The sequence below is a fragment of the Pedobacter sp. genome (assembly GCF_965227205.1).
Lineage (GTDB): Bacteria > Bacteroidota > Bacteroidia > Sphingobacteriales > Sphingobacteriaceae > Pedobacter.
Genome location: NZ_OZ245727.1, coordinates 2,686,448 through 2,711,111 on the forward strand (window position 1 = coordinate 2,686,448; position 24,664 = coordinate 2,711,111).

Here is a 24,664-nt window from a genome sequence, read left to right on the forward strand (position 1 = left end):
TGGTTAATTGTTGAAATGGTTAATTGTTTAATTGTGATTTGAAAATTGTTCACTTCAACTTTTCAACATTCCAACTTTACAACATTCCAACTCAACAAAAAATTCCTATTTTCGTGCCGATGGAAAATTTTATTGTTTCTGCCCGTAAATATCGCCCGGCTACGTTCGAAACCGTAGTTGGACAATTGCATATTACGGGGACTTTAAAAAATGCCATTAAAAACAATCAACTTGCGCAGGCATTTCTTTTTTGCGGTCCGCGTGGTGTGGGTAAAACTACGTGTGCACGTATTTTAGCAAAAACCATTAACTGTACTAATCCTACAGCAGAAATGGAAGCTTGCGGCGTGTGCGATAATTGTCAATCTTTCCAAAACGGGCATTCATTTAATGTTCACGAATTAGATGCGGCATCGAACAACTCTGTTGATGATATTCGTAGTTTAATTGAGCAGGTTAGAATACCGCCACAAGCCGGAAAATATAAAATTTATATTATTGATGAGGTTCATATGTTATCTCAAAGTGCATTCAATGCCTTTTTGAAAACTTTAGAAGAACCGCCTTCTTATGCAATATTTATTTTAGCAACAACTGAAAAGCATAAAATATTACCAACTATTTTGTCGCGTTGCCAGATTTTTGATTTCAACCGTATTCAGGTTGATGATATTTCTGAACACCTTTCTAAAATAGCGCAACGAGAAAATATTGCTTTTGAAGTTGACGGTTTACACATTATTGCTCAAAAAGCGGATGGTGGTTTGCGTGATGCGCTTTCGATGTTTGACCAGATTGCCAGTTATGCAAACAAAAACATCACTTATAAAGCGGTAATTGATAACCTAAATATTTTAGATTACGATTACTTTTTTAAGTTAACTTCTTACTTAACCAATGCTCAGGTAAGCCAAACCCTACTTTTATTTGATGAGATATTGAATAACGGTTTTGATGGAAATAATTTCATCAATGGGCTTGCAACACACTTCCGTAATTTATTAGTTGGGAAAGATGCGGCAACAATTAAATTATTAGAGGTTAGCGAAAACATCAGACAAAAATACCTGGAACAGTGTAAACAAACTGAACTTTCATTTCTGTTAACTGCCCTGAATTTAGCCAATGCTTGTGATTTAAATTATAAGAACTCGAAAAACCAACGTTTACAGGTAGAACTTGCGCTGATAAAAATGTGTCATGTCCGGTCGGTGGTTCAACTCGCCCAACAGCCTTTAAACAACAATAATACAGCAACTGACGGAGATCAGGATAAAAAAAAAACTAATGTAAGTTCGGTTGAAAGTGAAAAACTGAAAGTTGAAAGTTCCAATCAACCGGAAAGCTTAAAGCCTAAAGCTGAAAGTGAAAATCCGAATCCAACTAGTCAAGTACCTGTGTCTGCAATTGAGGAAGATAAGCCAAAAGAATCACCGAAAGCTAATCCCGCACCTTCGGCAACATCAATCAGTATAAAAATTCCAAAAACAAATTCTGTTAGCACATTAATTCCATCTTTAAATGATTTGGAGCGTGTTGCAAATGGCGATGAGCAAGGCGGACCGAAAGCAGCAACAGGAGAATCAAGAAAACCTTTTACTTATGAGAGGCTTTTAGAAGTTTGGAACGCTTATATACAAATTTTAAAAGCTGCTGATAAAATTAACTTGTTTACGATCTTAAATAACTTCGCTCCTACTCTTGTAAGCCCAGTTTTAATAGAAATTTCTGTTGAAAGTAAAACACAGGAACAGTTTGTGGTTCAGGAATCGGTTGAGTTAATGAATTTCTTGCGAAACGAATTGCAAAACTTTGCCGTTGATATTACCTTTAAACAAATGGAACGTAAACTGGAAAACAGACTTTACGGAAACCGTGAGAAATACGATTATCTGCTGAATAAAAATCCGAAACTGGATGAATTAAGAAGGCGATTTAATTTAGATGTAAATCCATAAAAAAGCAGAATTAAGATTATTAATTCTGCTTTTCTTTTTTAAAGCGATTAGCTCTTATTTTTCTGGCGTATCGTTTATAGGATAACCTTCTTCATCTAAATCATCACGATTATCTTCGGGTGTGCGTGCTAAAATTTCATCTTCCGGACTTAGCTTAACACTTTCGCCATTATCTACGTGCATGCCTAATTCTTCTAAATTATCATCAGCAATATCTTCGTTTCTTGCGTATTCATCGCCAACGTAAGGGTTTGCTTCATCATAGGTAGAATCATCATCAACCGCACCCGCAGCAACAGTTTCGTATCCCATTGGGTGATCGTAATCTTTATCTTCTCCCTTTACATCAAGCTCATAACTTTGCTTATGCTTATCGTATGATAAATTTTCTTTGTTGATTTCGCTGTTTGTGGTGGTGCTGTGGATTTTATCCTGCGAGCCTTTATTTTCGTTATCTGCCATGATGGTATCTCCTATTTTATTTTAAGCATAACAACTGGTTTGATGGATGGTTTTTGTTTTAATTTAGGAATATAATATGAGATAAAAAAAATATATTCGTGTTTAGATGTTCAAACAAGACAAAAGCATTTGAATTTCAGAAACCTAAGCGTTTCGACAAGCTCAACGTGACAAGTGGTGAGTATCTCCCGCTGATTACACAGATCTTCGCAGATTTTAATCATTGCCATTTCGACAGTAGCGAAGAAACAGCGAAGTCCTCAGCGAAGCTAATCTTCGATGTAATTACTTACAGTTTTTATCAAAATAAAAAGGCTGTATCATGTTAGATGCTGTCACGTTGAGCCTGTCGAAACGTTTACAATATTGAGCCTTTCGACAAGCTCAGGATGACATCAAATCAGTGATACAGCCTGTTATATAAAATTAATCTTTACTTACAAACTTGCTAAAGCATCGTTTAAAGTTGCACTCGGGCGCATTGCCTTACTTGCTAATTCAGCATTAGGATTATAGTAACCACCAATTTCTTGTGGTTTACCTTGAGCACCAATTAATTCCTCATTAATTTGAGCTTCTTTTTCTGTTAAAGCTTTTGCTAAAGGTGCAAATCTTGATTGCAATTCAGCATCTTTTGATTGTGCAGCTAATGCTTCAGCCCAATATAAAGCTAAATAGAAGTGAGAACCACGGTTATCAATAGTTCCTAATTTACGTCCCGGAGATTTATCTGTAGCTAAGAATTTAGCATTCGCTTCATCTAAAGCATCGGCCAAAACCTGCGCTTTAGCATTATTTTGTGTTTGTGATAAATGCTCTAAAGAGGCTTGAAGCGCTAAAAACTCACCAAGTGAATCCCAACGTAAGTAACCTTCTTCAATAAATTGTTCGATGTGTTTAGGTGCAGAACCACCAGCTCCAGTTTCGAATAAACCACCACCATTCATCAACGGAACAATAGATAACATTTTTGCAGAAGTTCCTAATTCTAAAATCGGGAATAAATCTGTTAAGTAATCACGTAATACGTTACCAGTAACCGAAATTGTATCTTCGCCTTTACGAATACGCTCTAGGGTAAATTTAGTTGCTTCAACAGGCGCCAGGATACGAATATCCAAACCTGTTGTATCATGATCTGCTAAATATTTTTTCACCTTAGCAATGATTTGACTATCGTGTGCTCTGTTTTCATCTAACCAGAAAACTGCAGGCGTTTCTGATAAACGAGATCTGTTTACAGCCAATTTAACCCAATCTTGGATTGGAGCATCTTTTGTTTGGCACATGCGGAAAATATCGCCTTGCTCTACTTTTTGGTCGAAGAAAACCTTTCCGTCTGCATCTGTAACGCGGATTACACCCGTTCCTGTTGCCTGGAAAGTTTTATCGTGAGAACCATATTCTTCAGCTTTTTGCGCCATTAAACCTACGTTTGGTACAGAACCAATTGTTGTAACATCGAAAGCACCGTGAGCTTTACAATCATCGATAGTTGCAGTGTAAACACCAGCGTAAGAACGGTCTGGGATTAAAGCGATTGTATCCTGAGGTTTTCCTTCCTTATTCCACATCTGGCCCGAAGTACGAATCATTGCAGGCATCGAAGCATCAACAATTACATCACTTGGAACATGTAAATTAGTAATTCCTTTATCAGAATTTACCATTGCTAAAGCTGGTCCGTTTTCAATTGCTTGCGCTAAAGCAGCTTCAACTTCTGCTTGTTTAGCATTTCCTGCAATTTTCGAATAAACATCTCCTAAACCATTACGGGTATCGATATTTAATTCCTTAAATAAATCAGCATATCTTGTAAAAACATCAGCAAAATAAACTTCTACAATTGCGCCGAAAATAATCGGGTCAGAAACCTTCATCATCGTTGCTTTTAAGTGTGCAGATAATAAAACACCTGCTGCTTTTACTTCTTCTATTTCTTTAGCAACAAAAGTTTTTAATGCTGATAAACTTAATGCAGAACTATCAATAACTTCTCCTGCTTTTAATGGCGCTAAACCTTTTAATTCTGTAATTGCTCCATCTGCAGCAACAAATTCAATTTTAAATTGAGATGCGCTTTCAATAGTAGTAGATTTTTCAGAACCGTAAAAATCACCTTCAGTCATGCTGGCAACTTTTGTTTTAGAATCTGCAGACCATTTACCCATTGAGTGCGGGTTTTGTTTTGCGTAGTTTTTAACTGCTTTTGGTGCTCTTCTATCAGAGTTACCTTCACGTAAAACAGGATTCACAGCCGAACCTAAAACCTTTGCATATTTCGCTTTTATAGCTTTTTCTTCTTCACTTTGTGCGTTATCCGGATAATTCGGAATAGCAAAACCTTGCGATTGTAATTCTTTAATTGCATCAACCAATTGAGGAATAGATGCAGAAATATTTGGTAATTTAATGATGTTAGCTTCTGGTGTAGTTGCTAATCCGCCAAGTTCAGCTAAAGCATCACCAATTTTTTGGTCGTCTTTTAAATACTCAGGAAAGTTTGCCAAAATTCTTCCTGCTAAAGAAATATCTCTGGTTTCTACATCAATACCTGCTGATGCGGTAAAAGCTTGTACAATAGGTAAAAGTGAGTAGGTTGCCAACATTGGCGCCTCATCGGTTTTGGTGTAGATAATTTTTGATGTATTTGACATGTTTTAATTTGATTTTTTACTAATTATTTAACAAGAAATCGGATTTTGAAGAAAATCCAGAATTTTAAAATCGCCTAAAGATAAAATAAACAGATGAATTAAGGAACATTGTAAAGTTAATTCTCTGCCATAAGTTAAATCGAAGATTACAAAATTGTTTAAATAAATATGTAAAAACATCTATCCAATTTCTGTGTTGTTTTGTTTTAAGATATGAATCCCCACTTCTAATAAAACATCATGAAAAAACAATTTCTCTACGCTTCATTATTATCATCAGCAATTTTTGCAAGCTGTCAATCAGGTTCAAAGTCAAATTCGCAAAGCGATAGTTTGGAAAGCGATACAACTGCTCAAACGGCTGTAACAGATTTAAATCTACCTGCTCCAGATACAACTGCATCAAAAAATAAATTCAGCAAAGTAATTGGCTGGCCGGAAGGCAAAACGCCTGTAGCGCCAGAAGGTTTTGTGGTTACAAAATTTGCATCGGGCATTAAAAGTCCTAGAAACATGATAATTACGCCAAATGGCGATGTTCTTGTAGTTTTAACAAATTCGGAAAGAAGTACAGCCGAAGCAATTGCTAATACAGTTACCGGAAAAGCAAAATCGGAAGTACCTGGAAAAAGTTCGAATACAATTGTTTTATATAGAGATGAAAACAAGGATGGCAAACCCGAAACAACAACTACTTTTTTAGCGGGTTTAAATCAACCTTACGGGATGGCAATTATTGGCAACAGCTTCTATGTTGCAAATACGGATGGTTTGTGGCAATATCCATACAAAACAGGCGATACAAAAATAACTGGTCAGGGTAAAAAAATTGTGAGTTTACCAGCAGGCGGCTACAATAACCATTGGACCAGAAACTTAATTACCAACGCAGATAAAAGTAAAATATACATTACCGTTGGCTCTGGAAGTAATGTTGCAGAAAATGGTATAGAAAATGAGAAGAGAAGAGCAAATATTCTGGAAGTAAATCCGGATGGAACAGGCGAAAAAATTTATGCAAGTGGATTAAGAAACCCTGTTGGTGTAGATTGGGCTCCTGGCACAAATATGTTATGGACTGCCGTTAACGAAAGAGATGGTTTGGGCGACGATTTAGTTCCTGATTACATTACAAGTGTTAAACAAGGTGCGTTTTATGGTTGGCCTTATGCTTATTTCGGTCAGAATGAAGACCCACGTTTAAAAGGCCAAAACCCTGAGCTGGTTAAAAAGACAATAGTTCCTGATGTACCAGTTGGTTCTCATACTGCATCTTTGGGTTTAGCTTTTTACAAAGCCACAAAATTCCCAGAGAAATATCAAGGCGGTGCATTTATTGGTCAGCATGGTTCATGGAACCGTTCGAAAATTGCGGGTTACAAAGTTGCTTTTGTTCCATTTAAAAACGGAAAACCAGTTGGCAAACCCGAAGATTTTTTAACAGGTTTTATTGCTAACCAGGAAAAAGCAGAAGTTTATGGCAGACCGGTTGGTGTAACATTAACTCCTGATGGCGCTTTATTAGTTGCAGATGATGTGAGTGGTATAGTTTGGAGAGTCGCAGCTAAGTAATAATAATTATCAAAAATTTTCAAAGCAGATTAAAATTGTAATTTTAGTCTGCTTTTTTGTTTCAATTACATCTAAAATCTATCCTTTTGAAATCATTTTTTACACTAGCTATTCTTTTCATCTCTTTATCAGCTGCAGCACAGATTTCTAAAACTGATACCACAGCTAAAAAACTAAATGAAGTTGTTGTAAAAGGATACTACAATAACGAACAAATTATCCGTTCGGTTTCTGCTGTAAGTTTAATAGACAGTAACTTGCTTAAATACCAACCTTCAACCTCAATGGTTAGTGCATTAAATACTGTAGCCGGAGTTAGAATGGAAGAGCGTTCGCCAGGCAGTTATCGACTATCACTTCGTGGAAGTTTGCTACGCTCGCCTTTTGGTATCAGAAATATTAAAATTTATATTGATGATTTTCCTTTAACCGATGCAGGAGGAAATACTTATTTAAATCTTATTGATGCCAATGCGATACAAAACATCGAAATATACAAAGGCCCCGAAGCAAGCATTTTTGGCGCAAATACTGGTGGTGCAGTTTTAATTAATAATCCCGAAATTGTAAATAATATTAAGGCATCAGTTACCGCAGGTTCTTTTGGGTTATTTCAGCAAACGGCAAGTTTTTCGCATCAGTTTAAAAACTATGGTTTTAATTTTACGCAGGGATATCAAAAAAGTGATGGTTATCGTGAAAACAGTGGTATGGAACGGAAGTACTTTCAAACCAATCATCAATGGAATTATAATCAATCTGGCATTTTAAAGGCTTTTATTTTTTATAGTGATTTGGAATATAAAACGCCGGGAGGATTAACACAAGCTCAAATGGATTTAGATCCGAAGCAAGCCAGACCAGCAACTCCTACCATTCCCGGAGCCGTAACTCAGCAAGCTGCCATATATAACAAAACCATTTTTGGCGGTTTATCAAACGTATATCAGTTTAATGATAATTTTAAACATGTCGTTTCAATATTTACTTCATACACCGATTTTAAAAATCCATTTATTACCAATTTTGAGAACCGATATGAAAGCACGCTCGGTTTAAGAACTTTTTTAGAATATAGAAAATCGTTCAACAATTTAGTTTGGAATACCCAACTCGGATTGGAAAGTTCTTCTACGAGAACACAAATTAAAAACTTTAATAATAATGCGGGAGTTGCGGGTGCAATGCAAGCTTATGATGATTTGAAAGCTTACCAGAATTTTGGTTTTTTCAGAACTACACTTGACATTGATAAAAAGTTACTGATAGAACTGGCAACCAGCTTAAATTTTTATAAATATAAATACCAGAGTTTTTTCCCTGTTGCAGTAAATACGAAGGAAAGAAAGTTTTCAGAGCAATTGATGCCCAAATTGGCAATCTCTTATTTAATTAATCAAAATCTATCTGCAAGAGGTTCAATCAGCAGAGGTTATTCGCCGCCAACAATTGCAGAAGTACGAGCATCAGATAATAACATAAATAATAATCTACAGGCAGAAAATGGGTGGAATTATGAAGTTGGACTGAGATATAAATCACTAAACAATAGATTTTATGCCAACGCCAATGTTTACCAATTTAAATTGAAAGATGCTATCGTTAGAAGATTAAATGCTAATGATTCTGAATTTTTTATTAATGCTGGTGCAACCAACCAAAAAGGAATTGAATTGGAAACCGCACTTTGGATATTAAAAGACGAAACCGGCTTTTTAAAGGATTTGGAAATTCGTAGTAATTATACATACAGCCATTATTATTTTGATAATTTTAGTAATGCAGCCACTAATTTCTCGGGAAATAAATTAACCGGAGTTCCGTCAAACGTGCTTGTAAGCAGCTTGAATTTTCAATTGCAAGGAGGCTTTTACATTTTCGGACAGCATAATTATACATCATCAATGCCATTAAACGATGCAAATACAGTTTCAGCAGAAAAGTATAATTTAATAGAAGTTAAAGCTGGCGTAAATGCTTTAAAAATTGGCAAGGTAAATCTTAATATTTTTATGGGCGTAAACAATTTACTCAACGAAAAATACAGTTTAGGAAATGATTTAAACGCAGCAAATAACAGATATTTTAACCCAGCTGCAACAAGAAATTATTACGTAGGAACATCAATAAAATTATAGTGCCTTATCTGAAAATATCAAATAAGGCACTAACATTGAAAAATTGTTGACGATTGTCATTGGGATGTGGAGTCAACAGGTTAGACGATTTATTTAATTTGTTTGGTCTATTGCTTTTTGTTCTTTTAAATGAATTTCATTTACTACAATTTCTATTGAGTAACGTTTACTGCCATCTTTAGCTTCGTAAAAATTATTAAGCAAGCGTCCTTCAATACTTATATGAGTTCCCTTTTTAATTATTTTCTCTGCCAATTCAGCTTCTGCACCCCAAAAAGTTAGGGTAAACCATTGGGTCTTTTTAACTTCTTGACCAGAGGAGGTTTTGTAAAAATCGTTAACGGCTAATTGTACTTTGGCTAACTTTTGTTTACCTGAGAGGTTTTTGATTTCTGCATCTGCGCCAGCAAATCCACTTAATTCTACTTTGTTTGTAATCGCTTCCATAATAAAAAATTTAGTATCTGAATATTTAACGACCAATAGCCAAACTCGACTATCGACAGTACAAAATTGCAATTACGAGTACATCTTATTCGGTTTATAAACATTTATAGTCGTTTATAAACGTTTATAAACGATTACAGGGCTAATTGCAAAGTATTTATTTTAATTGTTTTATATATTTTGCTAATTTTATGCATCATCCCATAGTTTAAAGTTTTAAAAAAATTATGGACCGTTTATGCCTTGACTGCGGCAACCCTGTTAAAGGGCGTGCCGATAAGAAATTTTGTGACGACCTATGTCGTAATAACTACAATAACCATATTAAAGCCGAAGACAACGCAATTGTTAAAGCTGTAAATTTGATTTTAAAAAGAAATCGTTCAATTCTTTCAACCTTTAATCCTGAAGGAAAGGCTAAAGTGAGCCGAAGTAAGCTGTTAAGTGCAGGTTTCAATTTAGATTATCACACTGGAATTCATCAAACCCAAAGTGGAAATACTTATATTTTTTGCTATGAATATGGTTATTTAGCAATAAATGACATTGATTTTTCAATTGTTAAAAAAGAAAATTAGATAACACCATATTTTGGGTTTTATTTACAATTGATTACAATATAAAACACATTAACGATAACCAATAGCCATCACCAAATAGTATTGGAATCGTTTTTCTATCATTCTATTAAAATTTAAAAACAATACACAACTATTGCCTTAATAATGTGCTCATAATTTTTAATATTTTAGATACATGAAAGAATCTAAAAAATCACCACATTCCGAAGAAGTTTCATCATATATTGAAAAACTGGAACCAAGGCTGGCTGAAATTGCAGAAACAATCAGGAACATAATTCTTTCATTAGATAATGAAATTGCTGAACACATTAAATGGAATAGCCTAAGCTTTTATTATTCAGGAACAATGAAAGATTTTGATGCCAAAGAATATAAGAGAGATATTGCAGTTTTGAATCTTCACAACCGAATAATGTTAGTTTTACCAACTGGTGCAAGAATTACAGAGGGCTTGGATTTATTAGAAGGTAATTTTAAAGACACCAGAAAAGTAATCAACTTTAAAGATTTAGACGATGTTTTAGCGAAGGCACCTAAACTTAAAACAATATTAAAAAACTGGCTTAATACTATCGAAAAATAAAAAAGTCAGGCTTTAAACCTGACTTTTACCAAGTTTCTATTTGAATTCACTTAATTCTACAACTCTATCTGGGTCGCTCTCTTTTAAAAATGGCGTTCCTTTTGCATTTTTATACCAGGTAAAATTGTTGTTAAAGTTTGCCATGTTTTCTGGCAAAAGTAATTTTTCAGAAACTTTTAAATCTACAAATTCTCCGGTTTTATAATTGGTTTGGTAAAGTGAAGTTTTAGTCGCAAAAACCAATGTTGTTTTATCGCTTGAATATAAAATTAACCTCCCTTGAATACGCTCTGCTTCGTTTTGTCTTTTTACAGGATAAACTCTCCCGTTTATAATGGTTACAACGTAATCGTTATTTAAAAGAAATATACTTAAACTAAGTTCTTCCAAACCTTTCGTTATTTTACTATCATTAGCTCCTGTTGATGGCCTTTCTAACTTAGTTACTTCGGTTTGTCCGTTTCTTAAGGAAATAATATAATATGGCGATACCAAACCAGAACTATCTGCAACCTGAGCAATTGCTGCAGTTTTTTGCGTATTCAAAAATCTCGGCTGCTTAAAAATACTTGCTACTGGTTTTGGATCGTTTTTAACCGCAATTACAGTATCCTTATATTTTACATTGTAAGTTATCGCTTGAGCATTCGATGAATCAACTTTAGAAAAAGTTAAAATATCCTTTTTGCCTTTTCGCGTTGTATTAAAGTTTTCTTCTCCGGTAAAAGCTTTTGCAGTAATTGTTTTTTCTAATTTTGATTGGCTACAAGAGAAAAGGAATACAGATAATAAGAGTAGATAAGTTGCTTTCATATAAAATAGGTATCTTTTTTTCGCTAATTTATAATCTTTATTTTCAATTTAATATTCGATTGAAAAATTTTAATAAATATTTAACAAAGCAATAAACTAAAATTCAGGATTAAAATTTTCAGTCAGATTTTTTTATTTTTATTGCAAATAACCAAATGTTAAAAGCATCAAAATTTTTAATAAGCAATAGAAACATCATTTTATATGGGTTGATACTTGCAGCACTTTTGCTTCTATTAAAATGGATTGAAATTAGATTCATCATTATAAATCACTCTTTTGAAATTTACGTTGGTTTAATCGCTGTGTTATTTACCGGATTAGGAATTTGGCTGGCTTTAAAATTAACCAAGCCAAAAGTTCAAACCGTTATCATTGAGAAAGAAATTATTCAGCAAAATGAAAATTTCATTATCAACGAGAAAGCGATTGAAAAATTTAATTTAAGCAAACGAGAACTGGAGGTTCTAAACTTAATGGCAGAAGGTTTGAGCAATCAGGAAATTGCCGAAAAACTTTTTGTATCATTAAATACAATTAAAACGCATAACTCGAAATTATTCGAAAAAATGGAAGTGAAGCGCCGTACCCAAGCGGTAGATATTGCAAAAAGGATTCAAATAATAAAGTAATTCAACTGGTACTTAAGTACTAAAATCTTATTTAATTTTAAAATCACCCGAAAGTATGACGGCCATAAACTGCAATTAGGTCAAATTTGTATCCAAAAGAAATAAGAAGATGAAAAAAATTGTAATCGTATTCGGATTAATTTCAGGACTGATTGTAACCAGCTTGATGATTATTAATGTTGTGAAGTGTTACCATAATGAAGATTTTGAAAGCAGCATGGTTTTGGGCTATGCATCCATGTTGCTGGCCTTCTCATTTATATTTGTTGGAGTAAAAAGTTTTCGTGATAAACACAATAATGGGATTATCTCTTTTGGAAAGGCTTTTAAAATTGGTCTTTTTATCAGTTTAATAGCCTCATCATTATATGTAATTGTTTGGATGTTTTATTACTACCTGTTCATTCCAGATTTTATGGATAAATACACCGCCCATATGATTGTTGAAGCCAAAAGGAATGGAGCAACCGCAGCAGAATTAGCCGCAACAAACAGTGAAATGGCAGGTTACAAGGAAATGTACAAAAATCCATTCTATGTAATACTTCTAACCTATTCAGAAATTCTTCCATTAGGCTTATTAATCTCTTTAATTAGTGCTTTAATTTTGAAAAGAAAAACAGAATAATATAGAGTAAACAGTTTGATTATTATTGAATTAAAAAATAACTAAAAGATTAGTTTATTTTTTTTTTATATTTACTTAACCAATCTGTTTATTATGAGAACTTATCTGACTTTTCTATTTTTTCTTTGCTCTTTAGCAGCGTTTGCGCAATCTATAAATTTTAACATTGAAGGAAATGTTGAAAATACCGAAGGTGCAAATTTTGCGTATCTAACAACTAAGACTCAGCGACGCCCTATAGCGAGTGACAAAATTTTTATGGCAACCCCTATTGTAGATGGTAAATTTAGCTTTAAAGGAGCGTTTGATTTGGGCGACAAAAAATTTCAACATGCTACAATATTTATTCATAAACGGGGAGATGTAAGTAAGGAGGAAGCTGCTTCGAGGTTTGCAAATCTGATATGGACTTCTTATAAACCTAATATGAGGAACATAATATTAGAGTCTTTAAAAATAAATATAAAAGATATTCAATCTGTAAAAAATGCTGTTATTGTCGAAAAAGGTATTTTAACAAATCATTTAGATAGTCTGGAAGAAGCATCAAGAAAAGGTAATCGAAAATTGATTTCTGCAATCAAGAAATATCCAAATTCTCCTATAAGTTTTAGTATAGTTCAGGGCATAGCGGCGGATTTGCAGACTGACAATCTAGATGTCATTGAAAGTGATAAAGGTTTACCCCTAGAGTTATTTAGCCAGCTTTCTCCTGCACTTAAAATGAGTAAGGAGGGCTTAGTCCTAAAGAAAAAAATTGATACCAAAAGTAAGTCAAATCTTAAAAAATTAGCAGTTAATGATAAAGTAAAAACTGAATCAATATTAAATAATAGTGGCAATAGCTATGTAAGGTTGTATGCAGATACAAAGGAGTTAAAAGATTTACCAATTAAAGTTTTGGTAGTTAAAACTGATTTAGCAGGTTACAAACTGGCCAAAGATACCCTCTTCGTTAAAGATAAAGACTTAGATTTTAAAATAGACCTCAATGAACCACAAGTTTTTCAGCTAAGTTTTTATTGGAAGAATAAAAAAATTACTTCGACTCGATTTACAGCGGCGGCTGAAGAATATAAAATCACTTTTGATAGCGCTCTAAAGCCAACAGTAAAAGGCGAAGACCCTAACTATGTAAAACTCATTAATGAAATTCAAGTTGCAGAATTTAACGCATATAAAGGTGGAAATGAATTGTTAGAGGACCTGAATTACGTAGGACAGCCAATTGGCATTGTTGAAGAAAGGATTTCCAAGGTGACAGATTCGGTGAGCCTACAACTTGATGAACAGGTTTATCTGGCTTCTGTTTTAAACTATAGAAATTCTCCTGCGGCAATTTTTGCACTATGGAGGTACGCAGACAAACCGTATTCGAAACCAAGGCTACAATCGCAACCGAACCTAATAGATTCTTTATTAAATTTACTTAGCCCCGAAGTTAGGCAACTTCCCGTAACCCAAAAATTAATTGACCGAGTAACTAGTGACAAAAATTTATCGGTTGGAAAAATGATAACAGATGTAGCATTGCCAGATGCAAATGGAAAAATTTTTAAAATAAGTGACTTAAGAGGGAAGTACGTTCTTGTTGATTTTTGGGCAAGTTGGTGTACACCTTGCAGGGCAGAAAACCCTTCACTAATAAAGGCTTTCAACAAATATGATACAGCTGGATTCCAAATATTTGCTGTTACAAGAGATAAACCATCTGCTAAACTTGAATGGCTTGAGGCAGTTAAAAATGATAAGGTAAATTTATGGCCTCAGCTGAGTGATTTTGATAATATTGCACAAAAAACCTACAATGTTGAAGCAATACCAATGAACTTTTTAATTGACCCAAAAGGGGTTATTATTGCTAAAAATTTAAGGGGTGAAGATTTGGAAAAGCAATTGAAGAAGATTTTTGAAAGTAAATAAGCTAAATTCAGGGCAACTTAAATAAGAAAAATTTCAAAACCTCCTAAATGAAAATTTTTGCCGAAACAGATAGATTAATTTTAAGAGAACTAATACCCGAAGATGCAAATGGGATGTTTGAACTTGATTCTGATGAAGAAGTTCATCGCTATCTTGGTGGAAACCCTGTAAATTCTGTAAATCAAAGTATTGCTGATATTGAATTTATCAGAAAGCAATATGTAGAAAACGGTATTGGTAGATGGGCAGTTATTGAAAAAAGTACAAACAATTTTATTGGCTGGGCTGGACTTAAGCTAATTACCAGCGAGGTAAATAACCATATCAATTACCATGATGTTGGTTATCGATTTATAAAAAAATTCTGGGGAAAGGGTTATGCAACTGAATCTGCAATGACTGTAATTAAATACGGTTTTGAACAAATGAGCCTTAAAGAGATTATCGGAATTGCAGATATAGAAAATGAAGGTTCTATTAACGTATTAGAAAAATGTGGCCTAAAAAAACTTGGAAAGTTTGACTATAATGGACGGTTGCATTATTGGATGAAGATAGAAACAACAAAAACTAGTTAATTGTTTGTTATTTGGTTTGGTTTTTGTGCACGATATCGAAATCAACTCCTATGAAAAATTTAATCATCCTAAGTCTAGTAATTTGCCTTTTTAGTTCATGTTTAGAAAAAATTAATCCTGATACTTTGAAAAACACAAGTTGGGAACTTAGCAGCATTACCGGAATAACATTACCTGCCAATTCTAAAGCAACATTAAAATTTGGAGACAGCTTAAATGTTAGTGGAAAATCTTTCTGCAATAATTATGGCGGACAAGCAGAAATTATTGAAGATAAAGTTGCACTGAAAAATTTATTTAGCACTAAAATGTTCTGTCAGGATACTGATTCATCTGAACGTGCTTACTTAAATGCTTTAAATGAAACTAATACTGTAAAAATTACTGATGGTAAACTACAATTATTAAAAGATGAAAAAATATTGTTGGTTTTTAACAAGGTAAATTAATTTAACAGTTTCAAAAAAAGCCCGAATAAAAATTTTTAGTAATTTCGGGCTTTTTGCTTAATATCCGTAAATGTCTATACTAATTAAAGAAGATTTAAAGTTCTTTTTCTCTACCTTGAGAAAGGCATTTAACTTATTTCAAAAAAACGACCCTCTGCGACTGGCCGGAGCTACTGCATTCTTCACAAATTTTGCTTTACCTCCAATTTTAATCATTCTGATAAGACTTTTTGGATTATTTACAGATAGAAGAACGCTTGTTACTAATATCTTTGATAGGTTAGCGAATATTTTAGATGAGGATAGCATTAAACAAATCAGACTAACTTTAAGAAATATTCGCGGTATTGACCAGGAATGGTATATTACCTTATTAAGTTTTGTATTTTTTCTATTTGTTGCCACAACGCTTTTTAATGTAATTAAAAACTCACTAGAGCAAATCTGGAATATTGGCATGAATGGCAAAAAGGGAATTGTAAATACTTTAAAATCACGAGCAATTTCTGTAACCATTATCTTATTAGCCGGGATATTATTTTTGCTGGGATTATTGGCTGATAGTATCCAAGCAGTAATTGGATCTTATTTAAAAAGCACCTCTCCTTCTTTTGAACTTGTGGCAACATCCATAATAAACCAAATCGTTTTTGTGATTATTGTAACGGCGTGGTTTACCATTTTATTTAGGTTTTTAACTAACGGTCGCCCAACTTGGCGTGCTGCAATTTCTGGTGGATTGCTAACAGGATGCTTATTTACTGCCGGAAAGTATATCCTACGAATATTGCTTCCATTAAGCAACATTAGCAATATTTATGGCTCGGCTGGTTCTATTATTGTAATTATGCTGTTTGTATTTTATTCTTCGCTAATCTTTTATTTCGGTGCTTCATTTATTAAAGCATTAAGTGTTGGTAGAGAAACACCAATTATTCCGAAAAATGGTGCATTTGCATACGAATTGACAGAGGTTGAAAACGAAATAATTGAGCATAAAAAAAGGATAGATGTTTAAATCTATCCTTTTATTTTAAAACTTGATTTTTAATGTATAGCTGGAACTTTTTCGTATCCTTCCATTTCAAAAACTGCAAGTTTATTAAGTAAGTTGTAATGTAATGTTCCGAACAGATTTACCAATCCGTCGTTACTTCTGCCTTCCATCCATACAGTTTCTTTAACTACCTCAGTATTTTTATTTACCTGATTTTTAAAAATGTTATTTTCATCTTTAATAATCAAATCGTTAACATCAATTCTGAATTCGTTTAACAATGAGATGAAATTTTGGCCTTTTAGTAATAATTCCTTTAAATTCATGGGCAAATATTTATAGGTTAGGTTATTACTAAAACCCCGCATATATTAAATTGGTTTTAAATTTTTGTAAAATAATTTACAAAATTCTATAACCTATGCCAATTGTAAACAAATTCAATTTTGTATCCGGATAACCTGCCTTGTTAATTTTTGATAAGCCAAGTTCATAACGTGCATCAAAAGTTAGTTTTTTAATATCTAAACCAGCTCCAAATTGCCAAGCAATTGCCTGATCTTTAAAATTTGCTTTAAAAACATTTCCTGCTGCTTGCCCAAAACTTTGGTTTTCATCAAGAATTAATGAAAATGCAGGTCCTGTATTTAACCTTAACCCAACACCTGCAGCACCAAATTTGGTTCCGATAAGTAAAGGCACATCTAAACTGGTAAAACTAACCTGGTTAACTTCGCCTGTGGCATCGCTTACTAAATTGGTTTTCTTTCCAGAAATGTATACTTCAGGTTGAAAATGAAGACCGCCCGCTCCTACTCTTGCCCACAAACCACCGTAAAATCCGGTTCTGTTTTTACTGCTAAACGTATTTTCGGTATCAAATTTAGAAAAATTTGCACCTGCCTTAAGCCCGAGTTGAAATGTTGGTAGAACTTGAGCACTGGCAAAAAAACCTGTTAAAACACAGGCAAGGGTTAAATAAACGGTCTTCATAAATTAAGGGATGATTAAATTATAAATTAACTAGTTGCATTATTAATGGCTTCTTGCTCTTTCAAAGCATCTACATTGTTTTTATCACCAAAATTTTGTGTTTTATCTGCAAAATAATCTAAAATACCCGAAATCGTATCTAAGTTATCTGCTAAATTCTGGTGAATATCTGGCAAATCTTTTTCAAGTCTGCTATCGCTAAGTTCGATATTATCTACTTCAATTTTACCAATTTTTTGAATAAGTGCCTGCTGAGAATTTTGTAAATCTTCCAATTCACGCACTATCTTTTCCATTAATTCAAACTTTTTTAAAGTATTCATAGGTTCTTATTTTTAGTTTTTAACTATATTTTTAATAAACCAACACACATCATTTTTGTTTTTAATTGATAAAAGTTTGGAATTTTAAAAAACAACTAATAAATTAGTTTAAATTCTTAACCTATGAAAAAGCTGTTCTTAATTTTACTATCTGCTGCGATTTCACTATCGCTGTTTGCGCAGAATCAACCTTCAATTGATAAAGAAAAACTTTTCGATTTATACCAAACCCAAAAATACGGAGAAGCTGCCGATTATTTGCGCACAACCTATGGAGAAAACAGTAAAGATTTAAAGGCTTTAACTCAAATTGGTTATTGTTACATGATGGCAGGTAAAACAGCCGATGCAGAAAAATTTTATACCAGTGCCAATCAGTTACAACCTCAAAACTTATCAATTTTATTTAGTCTGGCTAGTATTGCCGCTAAACGCGGAAATAATAATAAAGCCGAAAGTATTTATGAAGAGATAATTAAAGTTGATAGCAATAGTTTCTCAGCTTATAAACAACTGGCAAACCTGCAAACAGATTTAATCAGTGTAAAGAAAATCAAATACCTGAAAAAAGCGAATAAGTTAAATCCGTTGGATGCAGATGTGGTTTTCGATTTAGCCGAACTCTACATGAAATCTAATTTGCATGGCGTGGCAAGCAATATTTTAGAACCTGCACTAAAAGCTGATTCAACAAATATTCAATTATTAAAAATAAAGTTACCACTATGCTTAGTTCAGGCTAAATTGGATGAAGCCATCATCACAGGAGAAAAATTATTTGCGCAAGGCGATAGTTCATCGTTCGTATTAAATAATTTGGGTAAGGTTTATTACATGAAAAAAGAGTTTCAAAAAGGATTGGATAACTTTAAGAAAGTAAGTGCTCAAGCTGCTGAAGATACCAATGAAGGGCTTTTTTATAATATGGCACTTTGCTACAGAGGCTTAAAAGATTACAATAGTGCAGCGCAATACTTTACCAAAGCCATTAATGCCGGCATTTCGAAGAAAACATTATTGTATTACACCAAACTTGGCGAAAGTTTTGAGCAAGGCGAAAAATTTGAAAGTGCAGCAGCGGCTTACAGGAAAGGTGCTTTTTTTGATAATGAAGGAAATATACTTTATATACTTGCGCAGATATATGATATGAAGTTAAATCAAAAAACGAATGCGATAAATACCTATAGCCAGGTTTTAAAAACATTACCAAATACCGAAGGAAATAAACCAGTTTTTGATTTCATTAATAAACGTATGGAAATATTGAAGAAATAATTAACTCAAATCTTCGAAAACTGGCTTAACATTATCCCAAAATTCGTCGAGGGCAATTATTCTCGGTTTGAAAAAAGAAATTAAATCTGCCCATTGAGATTTATTGAAAATGCTTACGCCATAAAGCGTTAATGAAATTTGGCTTATTGTTTTTCCGTATTCGTCTGTGTAATCCTGCGTCCAGTCCCATTCTTCTTGCATGGTATCGGTAAACATTAATTTAAATTCTTCAAATTGATTGAATATCAAATGCCTAATTCCACTGTCTGAATGTGTAAGTTGGATGGCAATAATTGCTTTTTTATTATCGGTATCCATTTTAAAGTAAATATTCTTGACACCGGTTTTGTAGTTTGTCCAATGTACTGTAGAACCACTGGCAGATGGAACAGGTTTCATATATTGCCCGAAACTAATCCAAAATTGTTGACGTAAACGTACGGCTTCTTCCTTACTATACATTTACGAGTTTTATTTATTTCCAACTAAACGGGCAACATATTTGCCGATAATATCAAATTCGATATTTACAGTATCGCCAACTTCCACCTCATGTAAATTTGTATGCTCAAAAGTGTAAGGAATTATAAATACCGAAAATTCATCGCTTTGCGAATTTACCACAGTTAAGCTGATACCGTTTACGCATACGGAACCTTTTTCTACGGTAACATTACCTAAATTAGCATCATATTTGAAACGATATTCCCAGCTTCCATCAAGTTCTTCACGCTTAACACATTTTGCAGTTTGGTCTACATGACCTTGAACAATATGCCCATCAAGTCTCCCATTCATTTGCATACAACGCTCCAGATTAACTTTGCTGCCAACTTTCAGGTTTCCTAAACTTGTTTTGCTTAAAGTTTCATCAATAGCCGTAACCGTATGCGAATCATCGCTTAAAGCCACAACTGTTAGGCAAACGCCATTGTGCGCAATACTTTGGTCTATCTTCAACTCATTGCTTATCGCAGAAGAAATGGTAAAATGGATGTTAGTATTTTCAGTTTTGATGGCTTTCACTTCGCCAAGGGTTTCTATAATTCCGGTAAACATGGTAAAGGATTAATATTTTAATCTGTTTTTTCTCCAGTCTGATGATTTTTTAACTACTGATGAATTCGCTAAATTTTCACCTTTCTGATTGAAAAGTTTTGTAGCAACAAGTGCTGCAATTAATGCTTCGGTTTCATCTTGATTTTCTGCACTGCCAGCAATAAAATATTTGCCAACAAAGTGTGTATCAAAATTGCCCGATTTAAAAGCTTCGTGCTGCATTACAAATTTACCAAAACCAAGTGTGGTTTCTATCCCGGTAATCTCATATTCTTCGATTGCCCTAACCATTCTATTAATTGCCTCTTCCCTATCTTTACCAAAGGTGATGAGTTTTGCAATCATTGGGTCGTAATAAATTGGAATTTCCATGCCTTGCTCAAAGCCATCATCAACCCTAACGCCGTTACCTTTTGGTGTTTTATAAGTTTGTAGCGTACCAATATCCGGCAGGAAATTATTATTTGGATCTTCTGCGTAAACCCTTAATTCAACGGCATGACCGTTAATTTTTAAATCTTGCTGAGCAAAGGATAATTCTTCGCCTTGCGCAATTTTAATTTGTTCTTTAACTAAATCTATCCCGGTTATTAACTCTGTAACCGGATGCTCTACCTGCAAACGTGTATTCATTTCGAGGAAGAAAAAATCGAGATTTTCATCTAAAATAAACTCAACAGTACCTGCTCCCGTGTAATTAACAGAACGGGCGACATCAACAGCACATTTGCCCATTTTATCTCTAATTTCTGGAGTAAGAACTGATGATGGAGCTTCTTCTACTACTTTTTGATGGCGGCGTTGCACAGAACATTCGCGTTCAAAAAGGTGAACAATGTTGCCATAATTATCACCTAAAACCTGAATTTCGATATGCCGTGGAGAGGTAACATAACGTTCAATAAAAACAGAACCATCGCCGAAGGCAGAAGTTGCCTCGCTTACTGCAAGCTTCATCTGCTCTTCAAAATCTTCTACCTTTTCAACAATGCGCATTCCTTTTCCACCTCCGCCTGCTGCTGCTTTTATTAGGATTGGAAAGCCAACTTCAACGGCTCTTTCCTTAGCTTCGCTGACATTTTTTATGGCTTCTTCGGTTCCGGGAACCATTGGGATATTGTATTTTAAGGCAGCCGCTTTAGCCGAAAGCTTATTACCCATCGTTTCCATTGCCTGCGGTGAAGGGCCGACTAAAATTAATCCAGCATTGGCAACCAATTGAGCAAAACCTGCATTTTCAGATAAAAAACCATAACCAGGATGAATTGCTTCTGCACCAGTTTTTTTACAAGCATCGATTATATTTTCGCTTAATAAATAACTTTGGTTTGATGGTGCCGGGCCGATACAAATTGCTTCATCAGCATAACGAACATGTAATGCATTCCTATCCGCTTCAGAAAACACAGCAACAGTTTTAATGCCCATTTCTCGGGCTGAACGCATAATTCTGAGCGCAATTTCTCCCCTATTAGCGACCAACAGCTTTGAAATTGGCTTAATATTTAATTTTTTATCTGACATTTGGTTAGTAATTAAAATACATTTCGCTTTAAGACAAATGTAATATAATTTCGATTGCTCTATCCATCATTTCAGAGGTTACATCTAAATGCGTAACGAACCTGATTGTACTTGAACTGGTTGTAGCGCACAGCAAACCTTTGTTTTTAAATTGTTCTACAACTTTGTTGGCAGTGCCGTTTTCTACCTCAAAAATTACAATATTGGTTTCAACTGGCATTACCGATTTCACGTAAGATGTGCTTAATAAAGCTGTTGCTAAATCTTTAGCATGCTGATGATCATCTTTCAAACGCTCAACGTGATTGTCCAAAGCGTAAATTCCGGCTGCAGCCAAAAATCCTGCTTGTCGCATTCCGCCTCCAAATGCTTTGCGTATTTTTCTTGCTTTTTTTATGGTTTCTTTACTAGCCAGTAAAACAGAACCAACGGGAGCGCCTAAACCTTTGGATAAGCATACAGATATGCCATCGAAATATTTTCCGTAGTCGTGTGCTTTATCGCCAGTAGCGGCTAAAGCATTAAATATTCTCGCTCCATCAAGATGCAGTTTTAGGCCTTTTATATTGCACAAATGATGTATTGGTGCAATTTGAGAAAGTTTATAGCATTTTCCACCCCCTTTATTTACAGTGTTTTCTAAAACAACTAAGGAAGAATTGGGGTAATGAATATTATCCTCGTTTATTTCACTTTCGATTAGTTCTGGTGTTAAAATTCCCCTTTCGCCATGTAATAACCTTACAGACGCAGCCGAATGAAATGCAATGCCGCCAATTTCGTAACGGTAAACATGCGCCGTTTGGTCGCAAATTACTTCATCCATTGGTTGGGTAAAACATTTAATTGCGATTTGGTTGGTCATTGTCCCCGATGGACAGAACAATCCGGCCTCCATGTTAAACATTGCGACGAGTTTGGTTTCCAGATGATGTACCGTTTCGTCTTCTCCAAAAACGTCATCACCAACTTTTGCCTGCATCATGGCATCTAACATTCCGGCCGTAGGTTTGGTTACGGTATCACTTCTAAAATCAATAATTTTGCTAATCATCCTGCTAAAAATTTGTAAAATATTTCTGACGCTTTTAAAAAAGACCAATGCCTTTTCGGGTATAATTTTAAGGTTTTAATGCGATTAAACGACTTCTATAGTGTATTTTTTACACACTTAATTTTCGACAACAACAAATTGTTAAAAAATTATTAAAAAAAAAGATACAAAATATAAGAGTTTTTATACTTTTATCGTGCTAAAACCAAAAATAAATAAAATGATAGTAATTGCAGACGGTGGGTCAACCAAAACAAATTGGTGCTTGATTAACGAGGCCGGCAGAAAAATTTACTTTAATACCGAAGGTTACAACCCGTATTTTTCAAAAGGAGAATATATTGTAAAATCATTAAACGAAACTCTTCCGGACCACTTAGAAAGAGAAAAGTTAACTGCGGTATATTATTACGGAGCCGGTTGTTCAACACCTGGCAACAAAAAAATTGTTGCAGATGCAATGAGCCAGGTTTTTACAAATGCCGAAATATTTGTTGGACATGATTTACTTGCCTCATGCAGAGCATTACTAGGAAACGAGCCAGGTTTTGCAGCAATTTTAGGCACAGGTACAAACTCTTGTCTTTATGATGGTAACGACATTACTTTAAACATCGATTCTTTAGGTTATTTCTTAGGCGATGAAGGAAGTGGTTCTTACATTGGTAAAAGAATTTTGAGCGATTACATGAAAGGTTACATGCCGAAAGGTTTGAGAGAAGCTTTTTATGATAATTATGCTTTAACTAACGAAGATATTTTTGATAATATTTACAACAAACCTTTGCCAAATCGTTTTTGCGCAAGTTTTAGTAAATTTTTATATGATTTTAAAGATAGTTACGAAGATTACACTTATAAAACTATTGATTACGCATTTACAGCATTTTTCGAAGCTTTGGTTATTCACTACCCTAATTACAAAGACCACAAATTAAACTGTGTAGGTTCTGTAGGTTACAGTTTCCGCGATATTTTAAGTATTGTTGCCGACCGTTACGAAATGGGCGTTGGTAAAATTATCCGCTCACCTATAGATGATTTAGTTCACTATCATTTAGAGTTAGCTCCAAAAGGATAATTCAAAGTGAAAAGTATAAAGTTTAGAGTTTAAGGTTTAGATTACAAAGCTTAAGTTCTATCAAAACAAAAAAGGTTCAGTTTGAAATTTCAAACTGAACCTTTTTTATTAGTAGTCTATCGGCTCAATGCCTTTCTACTTTCTACTTCTAGCTATCAGCTTAAAAAGAAATTTCCTTACCAAAAAGTTTAGCGTATTTACGTTTATCAAATCGGTATAAAGTTGCAGCTCTGTAAGAAACGCCTTTTTGTTTTTCGTCTAATTCTTTTAAAACGCCAAAGCTTACAATTTTCTTTCTGAAGTTTCGCTTATCGAGTTTTTTACCCAAAACCAATTCGTAAACATGTTGTAATTGAGTTAGTGTAAATTTCTCCGGCAATAATTCAAAAGCAATTGGCTGATGCTTTATTCTTCTTTTTATTTTTTCTAAGCCTTTATCGTAAATCTTCTGGTGGTCAAAAGCCAGTTTTGGCAATGCAGTAATTGGTAACCAGTTTGCTTGCTTGGCATAGGTACTTATCGGGCGTAAATCCTTGTCTCCACCTAAGCGTATTAATGCGTAATACGCTAAGGTAATAACCCTACCCTGCGGGTGTCTTCCTGGGTCGCCAAAAGCATAGTACTGCTCCATATAAATACCACGTAAGCCGGTTAATTCATATAAAATTCGAGATGCAGATTGATCCAGACTTTCATCAGGACCAACAATATTGCCTGGTAGTGCCCACCAATCTTTAAAAGGTTCTTCGTTCCTTTCAATAAGTAAGATTTTTAATTCCTTACCATCGAATCCAAACAGCACACAGTCGATGGAGAAAACGGAATCTAAATGAGGTAAAATTTGTTCCAAGGTAAAATTTAGTTAATTTAAGCGTTAAAGGTATGACTTTCAATATTAAGTAAAAAAAATAAAATAAATTACTTAGTGTAG

General features: G+C 34.1%; 25 protein-coding genes. 13 read left to right on the plus strand and 12 right to left on the minus strand.

Annotated elements, in window-relative coordinates:
• The first annotated feature begins 119 nt into the window (after positions 1–119).
• On the plus strand, positions 120–1,958 hold the full coding sequence (locus ACO05K_RS11385) for a DNA polymerase III subunit gamma/tau (protein WP_421944550.1): 1,839 nt from the start codon (positions 120–122) through the stop codon (positions 1,956–1,958).
• Between the two features lie 54 nt (positions 1,959–2,012).
• Here the strand turns inward: ACO05K_RS11385 and ACO05K_RS11390 are convergent, their stop codons facing one another.
• Both ACO05K_RS11390 and ACO05K_RS11395 read right to left on the minus strand, forming a co-directional pair.
• Complete coding sequence (locus ACO05K_RS11390) at positions 2,013–2,420, minus strand: hypothetical protein (RefSeq protein ID WP_421944551.1); 408 nt, start codon at positions 2,418–2,420, stop codon at positions 2,013–2,015.
• 437 nt (positions 2,421–2,857) lie between these two features.
• Complete coding sequence (locus ACO05K_RS11395; RefSeq protein ID WP_421944552.1) at positions 2,858–5,077, minus strand: NADP-dependent isocitrate dehydrogenase; 2,220 nt, start codon at positions 5,075–5,077, stop codon at positions 2,858–2,860.
• 240 nt (positions 5,078–5,317) lie between these two features.
• Here ACO05K_RS11395 and ACO05K_RS11400 point away from each other — a divergent pair, with 240 nt between their 5' ends.
• Together ACO05K_RS11400 and ACO05K_RS11405 are read left to right on the plus strand one after the other, a co-directional pair.
• Positions 5,318–6,649 carry a PQQ-dependent sugar dehydrogenase gene (locus ACO05K_RS11400; protein WP_421944553.1) on the plus strand — a complete coding sequence of 444 codons (1,332 nt, stop codon included), beginning with the start codon at positions 5,318–5,320 and terminating at the stop codon, positions 6,647–6,649.
• Between the two features lie 86 nt (positions 6,650–6,735).
• Positions 6,736–8,787 (plus strand): TonB-dependent receptor, encoded by a 2,052-nt coding sequence (locus ACO05K_RS11405; protein WP_421944554.1) that lies wholly within the window; start codon positions 6,736–6,738, stop codon positions 8,785–8,787.
• A gap of 93 nt (positions 8,788–8,880) precedes the next feature.
• On the opposite strand, the gene ACO05K_RS11410 is transcribed toward ACO05K_RS11405, so the two are convergent.
• On the minus strand, positions 8,881–9,234 hold the full coding sequence (locus ACO05K_RS11410; protein WP_421944555.1) for a single-stranded DNA-binding protein: 354 nt from the start codon (positions 9,232–9,234) through the stop codon (positions 8,881–8,883).
• A 227-nt stretch (positions 9,235–9,461) separates the two neighbouring features.
• Here ACO05K_RS11410 and ACO05K_RS11415 point away from each other — a divergent pair, with 227 nt between their 5' ends.
• Both ACO05K_RS11415 and ACO05K_RS11420 read left to right on the plus strand, forming a co-directional pair.
• Positions 9,462–9,812: a hypothetical protein gene (locus ACO05K_RS11415; protein ID WP_421944556.1), complete on the plus strand. Its 351-nt coding sequence runs from the start codon at positions 9,462–9,464 to the stop codon at positions 9,810–9,812.
• Positions 9,813–9,990: 178 nt separating this feature from the next.
• On the plus strand, positions 9,991–10,401 hold the full coding sequence (locus tag ACO05K_RS11420; RefSeq protein ID WP_421944557.1) for a DUF1801 domain-containing protein: 411 nt from the start codon (positions 9,991–9,993) through the stop codon (positions 10,399–10,401).
• A 36-nt stretch (positions 10,402–10,437) separates the two neighbouring features.
• Here ACO05K_RS11420 and ACO05K_RS11425 read toward each other — a convergent pair whose 3' ends face one another.
• Positions 10,438–11,214: a hypothetical protein gene (locus tag ACO05K_RS11425; protein WP_421944558.1), complete on the minus strand. Its 777-nt coding sequence runs from the start codon at positions 11,212–11,214 to the stop codon at positions 10,438–10,440.
• Between the two features lie 155 nt (positions 11,215–11,369).
• On the opposite strand from ACO05K_RS11425, the gene ACO05K_RS11430 reads away from it, so the two are divergent.
• The 6 genes from ACO05K_RS11430 to ACO05K_RS11455 all read left to right on the plus strand — a co-directional run bounded on the left by ACO05K_RS11430 (position 11,370) and on the right by ACO05K_RS11455 (position 16,442).
• Positions 11,370–11,846 (plus strand): response regulator transcription factor, encoded by a 477-nt coding sequence (locus tag ACO05K_RS11430; RefSeq protein WP_421944559.1) that lies wholly within the window; start codon positions 11,370–11,372, stop codon positions 11,844–11,846.
• Between the two features lie 109 nt (positions 11,847–11,955).
• Positions 11,956–12,474: a DUF4199 domain-containing protein gene (locus ACO05K_RS11435; RefSeq protein WP_421944560.1), complete on the plus strand. Its 519-nt coding sequence runs from the start codon at positions 11,956–11,958 to the stop codon at positions 12,472–12,474.
• A gap of 93 nt (positions 12,475–12,567) precedes the next feature.
• Entirely contained in the window at positions 12,568–14,397 is a 1,830-nt protein-coding gene (locus ACO05K_RS11440) for a peroxiredoxin family protein (protein ID WP_421944561.1), read from the plus strand.
• A 47-nt stretch (positions 14,398–14,444) separates the two neighbouring features.
• Positions 14,445–14,975 carry a GNAT family N-acetyltransferase gene (locus tag ACO05K_RS11445; RefSeq protein WP_421944562.1) on the plus strand — a complete coding sequence of 177 codons (531 nt, stop codon included), beginning with the start codon at positions 14,445–14,447 and terminating at the stop codon, positions 14,973–14,975.
• A gap of 50 nt (positions 14,976–15,025) precedes the next feature.
• Positions 15,026–15,424, plus strand: coding sequence for an META domain-containing protein (locus ACO05K_RS11450; RefSeq protein WP_421944563.1), 399 nt, complete (start codon positions 15,026–15,028; stop codon positions 15,422–15,424).
• A 70-nt stretch (positions 15,425–15,494) separates the two neighbouring features.
• A complete protein-coding gene (locus tag ACO05K_RS11455; RefSeq protein ID WP_421944564.1) occupies positions 15,495–16,442 on the plus strand; it encodes a YihY/virulence factor BrkB family protein in 948 nt (315 codons plus the stop codon).
• Positions 16,443–16,471: 29 nt separating this feature from the next.
• On the opposite strand, the gene ACO05K_RS11460 is transcribed toward ACO05K_RS11455, so the two are convergent.
• The 3 genes from ACO05K_RS11460 to ACO05K_RS11470 form a co-directional block, all read right to left on the minus strand.
• Complete coding sequence (locus ACO05K_RS11460; RefSeq protein ID WP_421944565.1) at positions 16,472–16,747, minus strand: hypothetical protein; 276 nt, start codon at positions 16,745–16,747, stop codon at positions 16,472–16,474.
• 76 nt (positions 16,748–16,823) lie between these two features.
• On the minus strand, positions 16,824–17,414 hold the full coding sequence (locus tag ACO05K_RS11465; protein ID WP_421944566.1) for a porin family protein: 591 nt from the start codon (positions 17,412–17,414) through the stop codon (positions 16,824–16,826).
• Positions 17,415–17,440: 26 nt separating this feature from the next.
• Positions 17,441–17,737 carry a hypothetical protein gene (locus ACO05K_RS11470; protein WP_421944567.1) on the minus strand — a complete coding sequence of 99 codons (297 nt, stop codon included), beginning with the start codon at positions 17,735–17,737 and terminating at the stop codon, positions 17,441–17,443.
• A 123-nt stretch (positions 17,738–17,860) separates the two neighbouring features.
• On the opposite strand from ACO05K_RS11470, the gene ACO05K_RS11475 reads away from it, so the two are divergent.
• Positions 17,861–19,015: a tetratricopeptide repeat protein gene (locus ACO05K_RS11475; protein ID WP_421944568.1), complete on the plus strand. Its 1,155-nt coding sequence runs from the start codon at positions 17,861–17,863 to the stop codon at positions 19,013–19,015.
• Here the strand turns inward: ACO05K_RS11475 and ACO05K_RS11480 are convergent, their stop codons facing one another.
• The 4 genes from ACO05K_RS11480 to ACO05K_RS11495 are packed head-to-tail and all read right to left on the minus strand — an operon-like array spanning position 19,016 to position 22,652.
• Entirely contained in the window at positions 19,016–19,477 is a 462-nt protein-coding gene (locus tag ACO05K_RS11480) for a DUF4268 domain-containing protein (RefSeq protein ID WP_421944569.1), read from the minus strand.
• A 9-nt stretch (positions 19,478–19,486) separates the two neighbouring features.
• Positions 19,487–20,074, minus strand: a complete 588-nt coding sequence (locus ACO05K_RS11485) for a riboflavin synthase (protein ID WP_421944570.1) — start codon at positions 20,072–20,074, stop codon at positions 19,487–19,489.
• Positions 20,075–20,083: 9 nt separating this feature from the next.
• Positions 20,084–21,598, minus strand: a complete 1,515-nt coding sequence (gene accC / locus ACO05K_RS11490; RefSeq protein WP_421944571.1) for an acetyl-CoA carboxylase biotin carboxylase subunit — start codon at positions 21,596–21,598, stop codon at positions 20,084–20,086.
• 28 nt (positions 21,599–21,626) lie between these two features.
• A complete protein-coding gene (locus tag ACO05K_RS11495) occupies positions 21,627–22,652 on the minus strand; it encodes a threonine aldolase family protein (RefSeq protein ID WP_421944572.1) in 1,026 nt (341 codons plus the stop codon).
• A gap of 220 nt (positions 22,653–22,872) precedes the next feature.
• On the opposite strand from ACO05K_RS11495, the gene ACO05K_RS11500 reads away from it, so the two are divergent.
• The gene (locus tag ACO05K_RS11500; RefSeq protein ID WP_421944573.1) at positions 22,873–23,733 is read left to right on the plus strand and encodes a BadF/BadG/BcrA/BcrD ATPase family protein; all 861 of its coding nucleotides are present in this window, start codon (positions 22,873–22,875) and stop codon (positions 23,731–23,733) included.
• 160 nt (positions 23,734–23,893) lie between these two features.
• On the opposite strand, the gene ACO05K_RS11505 is transcribed toward ACO05K_RS11500, so the two are convergent.
• Positions 23,894–24,583, minus strand: coding sequence for an NUDIX hydrolase (locus ACO05K_RS11505; protein WP_421944574.1), 690 nt, complete (start codon positions 24,581–24,583; stop codon positions 23,894–23,896).
• Positions 24,584–24,664 lie beyond the last annotated feature (81 nt).

Excerpts from the sequence above, each read along its gene's own strand:
- ACO05K_RS11385 (WP_421944550.1), top strand. The coding sequence starts at position 120 with ATGGAAAATTTTATTGTTTCTGCCCGTAAATATCGCCCGGCTACGTTC.
- ACO05K_RS11390 (WP_421944551.1), bottom strand. The coding sequence starts at position 2,420 with ATGGCAGATAACGAAAATAAAGGCTCGCAGGATAAAATCCACAGCACC.
- ACO05K_RS11395 (WP_421944552.1), bottom strand. The coding sequence starts at position 5,077 with ATGTCAAATACATCAAAAATTATCTACACCAAAACCGATGAGGCGCCA.
- ACO05K_RS11400 (WP_421944553.1), top strand. The coding sequence starts at position 5,318 with ATGAAAAAACAATTTCTCTACGCTTCATTATTATCATCAGCAATTTTT.
- ACO05K_RS11410 (WP_421944555.1), bottom strand. The coding sequence starts at position 9,234 with ATGGAAGCGATTACAAACAAAGTAGAATTAAGTGGATTTGCTGGCGCA.
- ACO05K_RS11415 (WP_421944556.1), top strand. The coding sequence starts at position 9,462 with ATGGACCGTTTATGCCTTGACTGCGGCAACCCTGTTAAAGGGCGTGCC.
- ACO05K_RS11420 (WP_421944557.1), top strand. The coding sequence starts at position 9,991 with ATGAAAGAATCTAAAAAATCACCACATTCCGAAGAAGTTTCATCATAT.
- ACO05K_RS11425 (WP_421944558.1), bottom strand. The coding sequence starts at position 11,214 with ATGAAAGCAACTTATCTACTCTTATTATCTGTATTCCTTTTCTCTTGT.
- ACO05K_RS11430 (WP_421944559.1), top strand. The coding sequence starts at position 11,370 with ATGTTAAAAGCATCAAAATTTTTAATAAGCAATAGAAACATCATTTTA.
- ACO05K_RS11435 (WP_421944560.1), top strand. The coding sequence starts at position 11,956 with ATGAAAAAAATTGTAATCGTATTCGGATTAATTTCAGGACTGATTGTA.
- ACO05K_RS11440 (WP_421944561.1), top strand. The coding sequence starts at position 12,568 with ATGAGAACTTATCTGACTTTTCTATTTTTTCTTTGCTCTTTAGCAGCG.
- ACO05K_RS11445 (WP_421944562.1), top strand. The coding sequence starts at position 14,445 with ATGAAAATTTTTGCCGAAACAGATAGATTAATTTTAAGAGAACTAATA.
- ACO05K_RS11450 (WP_421944563.1), top strand. The coding sequence starts at position 15,026 with ATGAAAAATTTAATCATCCTAAGTCTAGTAATTTGCCTTTTTAGTTCA.
- ACO05K_RS11455 (WP_421944564.1), top strand. The coding sequence starts at position 15,495 with ATGTCTATACTAATTAAAGAAGATTTAAAGTTCTTTTTCTCTACCTTG.
- ACO05K_RS11460 (WP_421944565.1), bottom strand. The coding sequence starts at position 16,747 with ATGAATTTAAAGGAATTATTACTAAAAGGCCAAAATTTCATCTCATTG.
- ACO05K_RS11465 (WP_421944566.1), bottom strand. The coding sequence starts at position 17,414 with ATGAAGACCGTTTATTTAACCCTTGCCTGTGTTTTAACAGGTTTTTTT.
- ACO05K_RS11470 (WP_421944567.1), bottom strand. The coding sequence starts at position 17,737 with ATGAATACTTTAAAAAAGTTTGAATTAATGGAAAAGATAGTGCGTGAA.
- ACO05K_RS11475 (WP_421944568.1), top strand. The coding sequence starts at position 17,861 with ATGAAAAAGCTGTTCTTAATTTTACTATCTGCTGCGATTTCACTATCG.
- ACO05K_RS11480 (WP_421944569.1), bottom strand. The coding sequence starts at position 19,477 with ATGTATAGTAAGGAAGAAGCCGTACGTTTACGTCAACAATTTTGGATT.
- ACO05K_RS11485 (WP_421944570.1), bottom strand. The coding sequence starts at position 20,074 with ATGTTTACCGGAATTATAGAAACCCTTGGCGAAGTGAAAGCCATCAAA.
- accC (WP_421944571.1), bottom strand. The coding sequence starts at position 21,598 with ATGTCAGATAAAAAATTAAATATTAAGCCAATTTCAAAGCTGTTGGTC.
- ACO05K_RS11495 (WP_421944572.1), bottom strand. The coding sequence starts at position 22,652 with ATGATTAGCAAAATTATTGATTTTAGAAGTGATACCGTAACCAAACCT.
- ACO05K_RS11500 (WP_421944573.1), top strand. The coding sequence starts at position 22,873 with ATGATAGTAATTGCAGACGGTGGGTCAACCAAAACAAATTGGTGCTTG.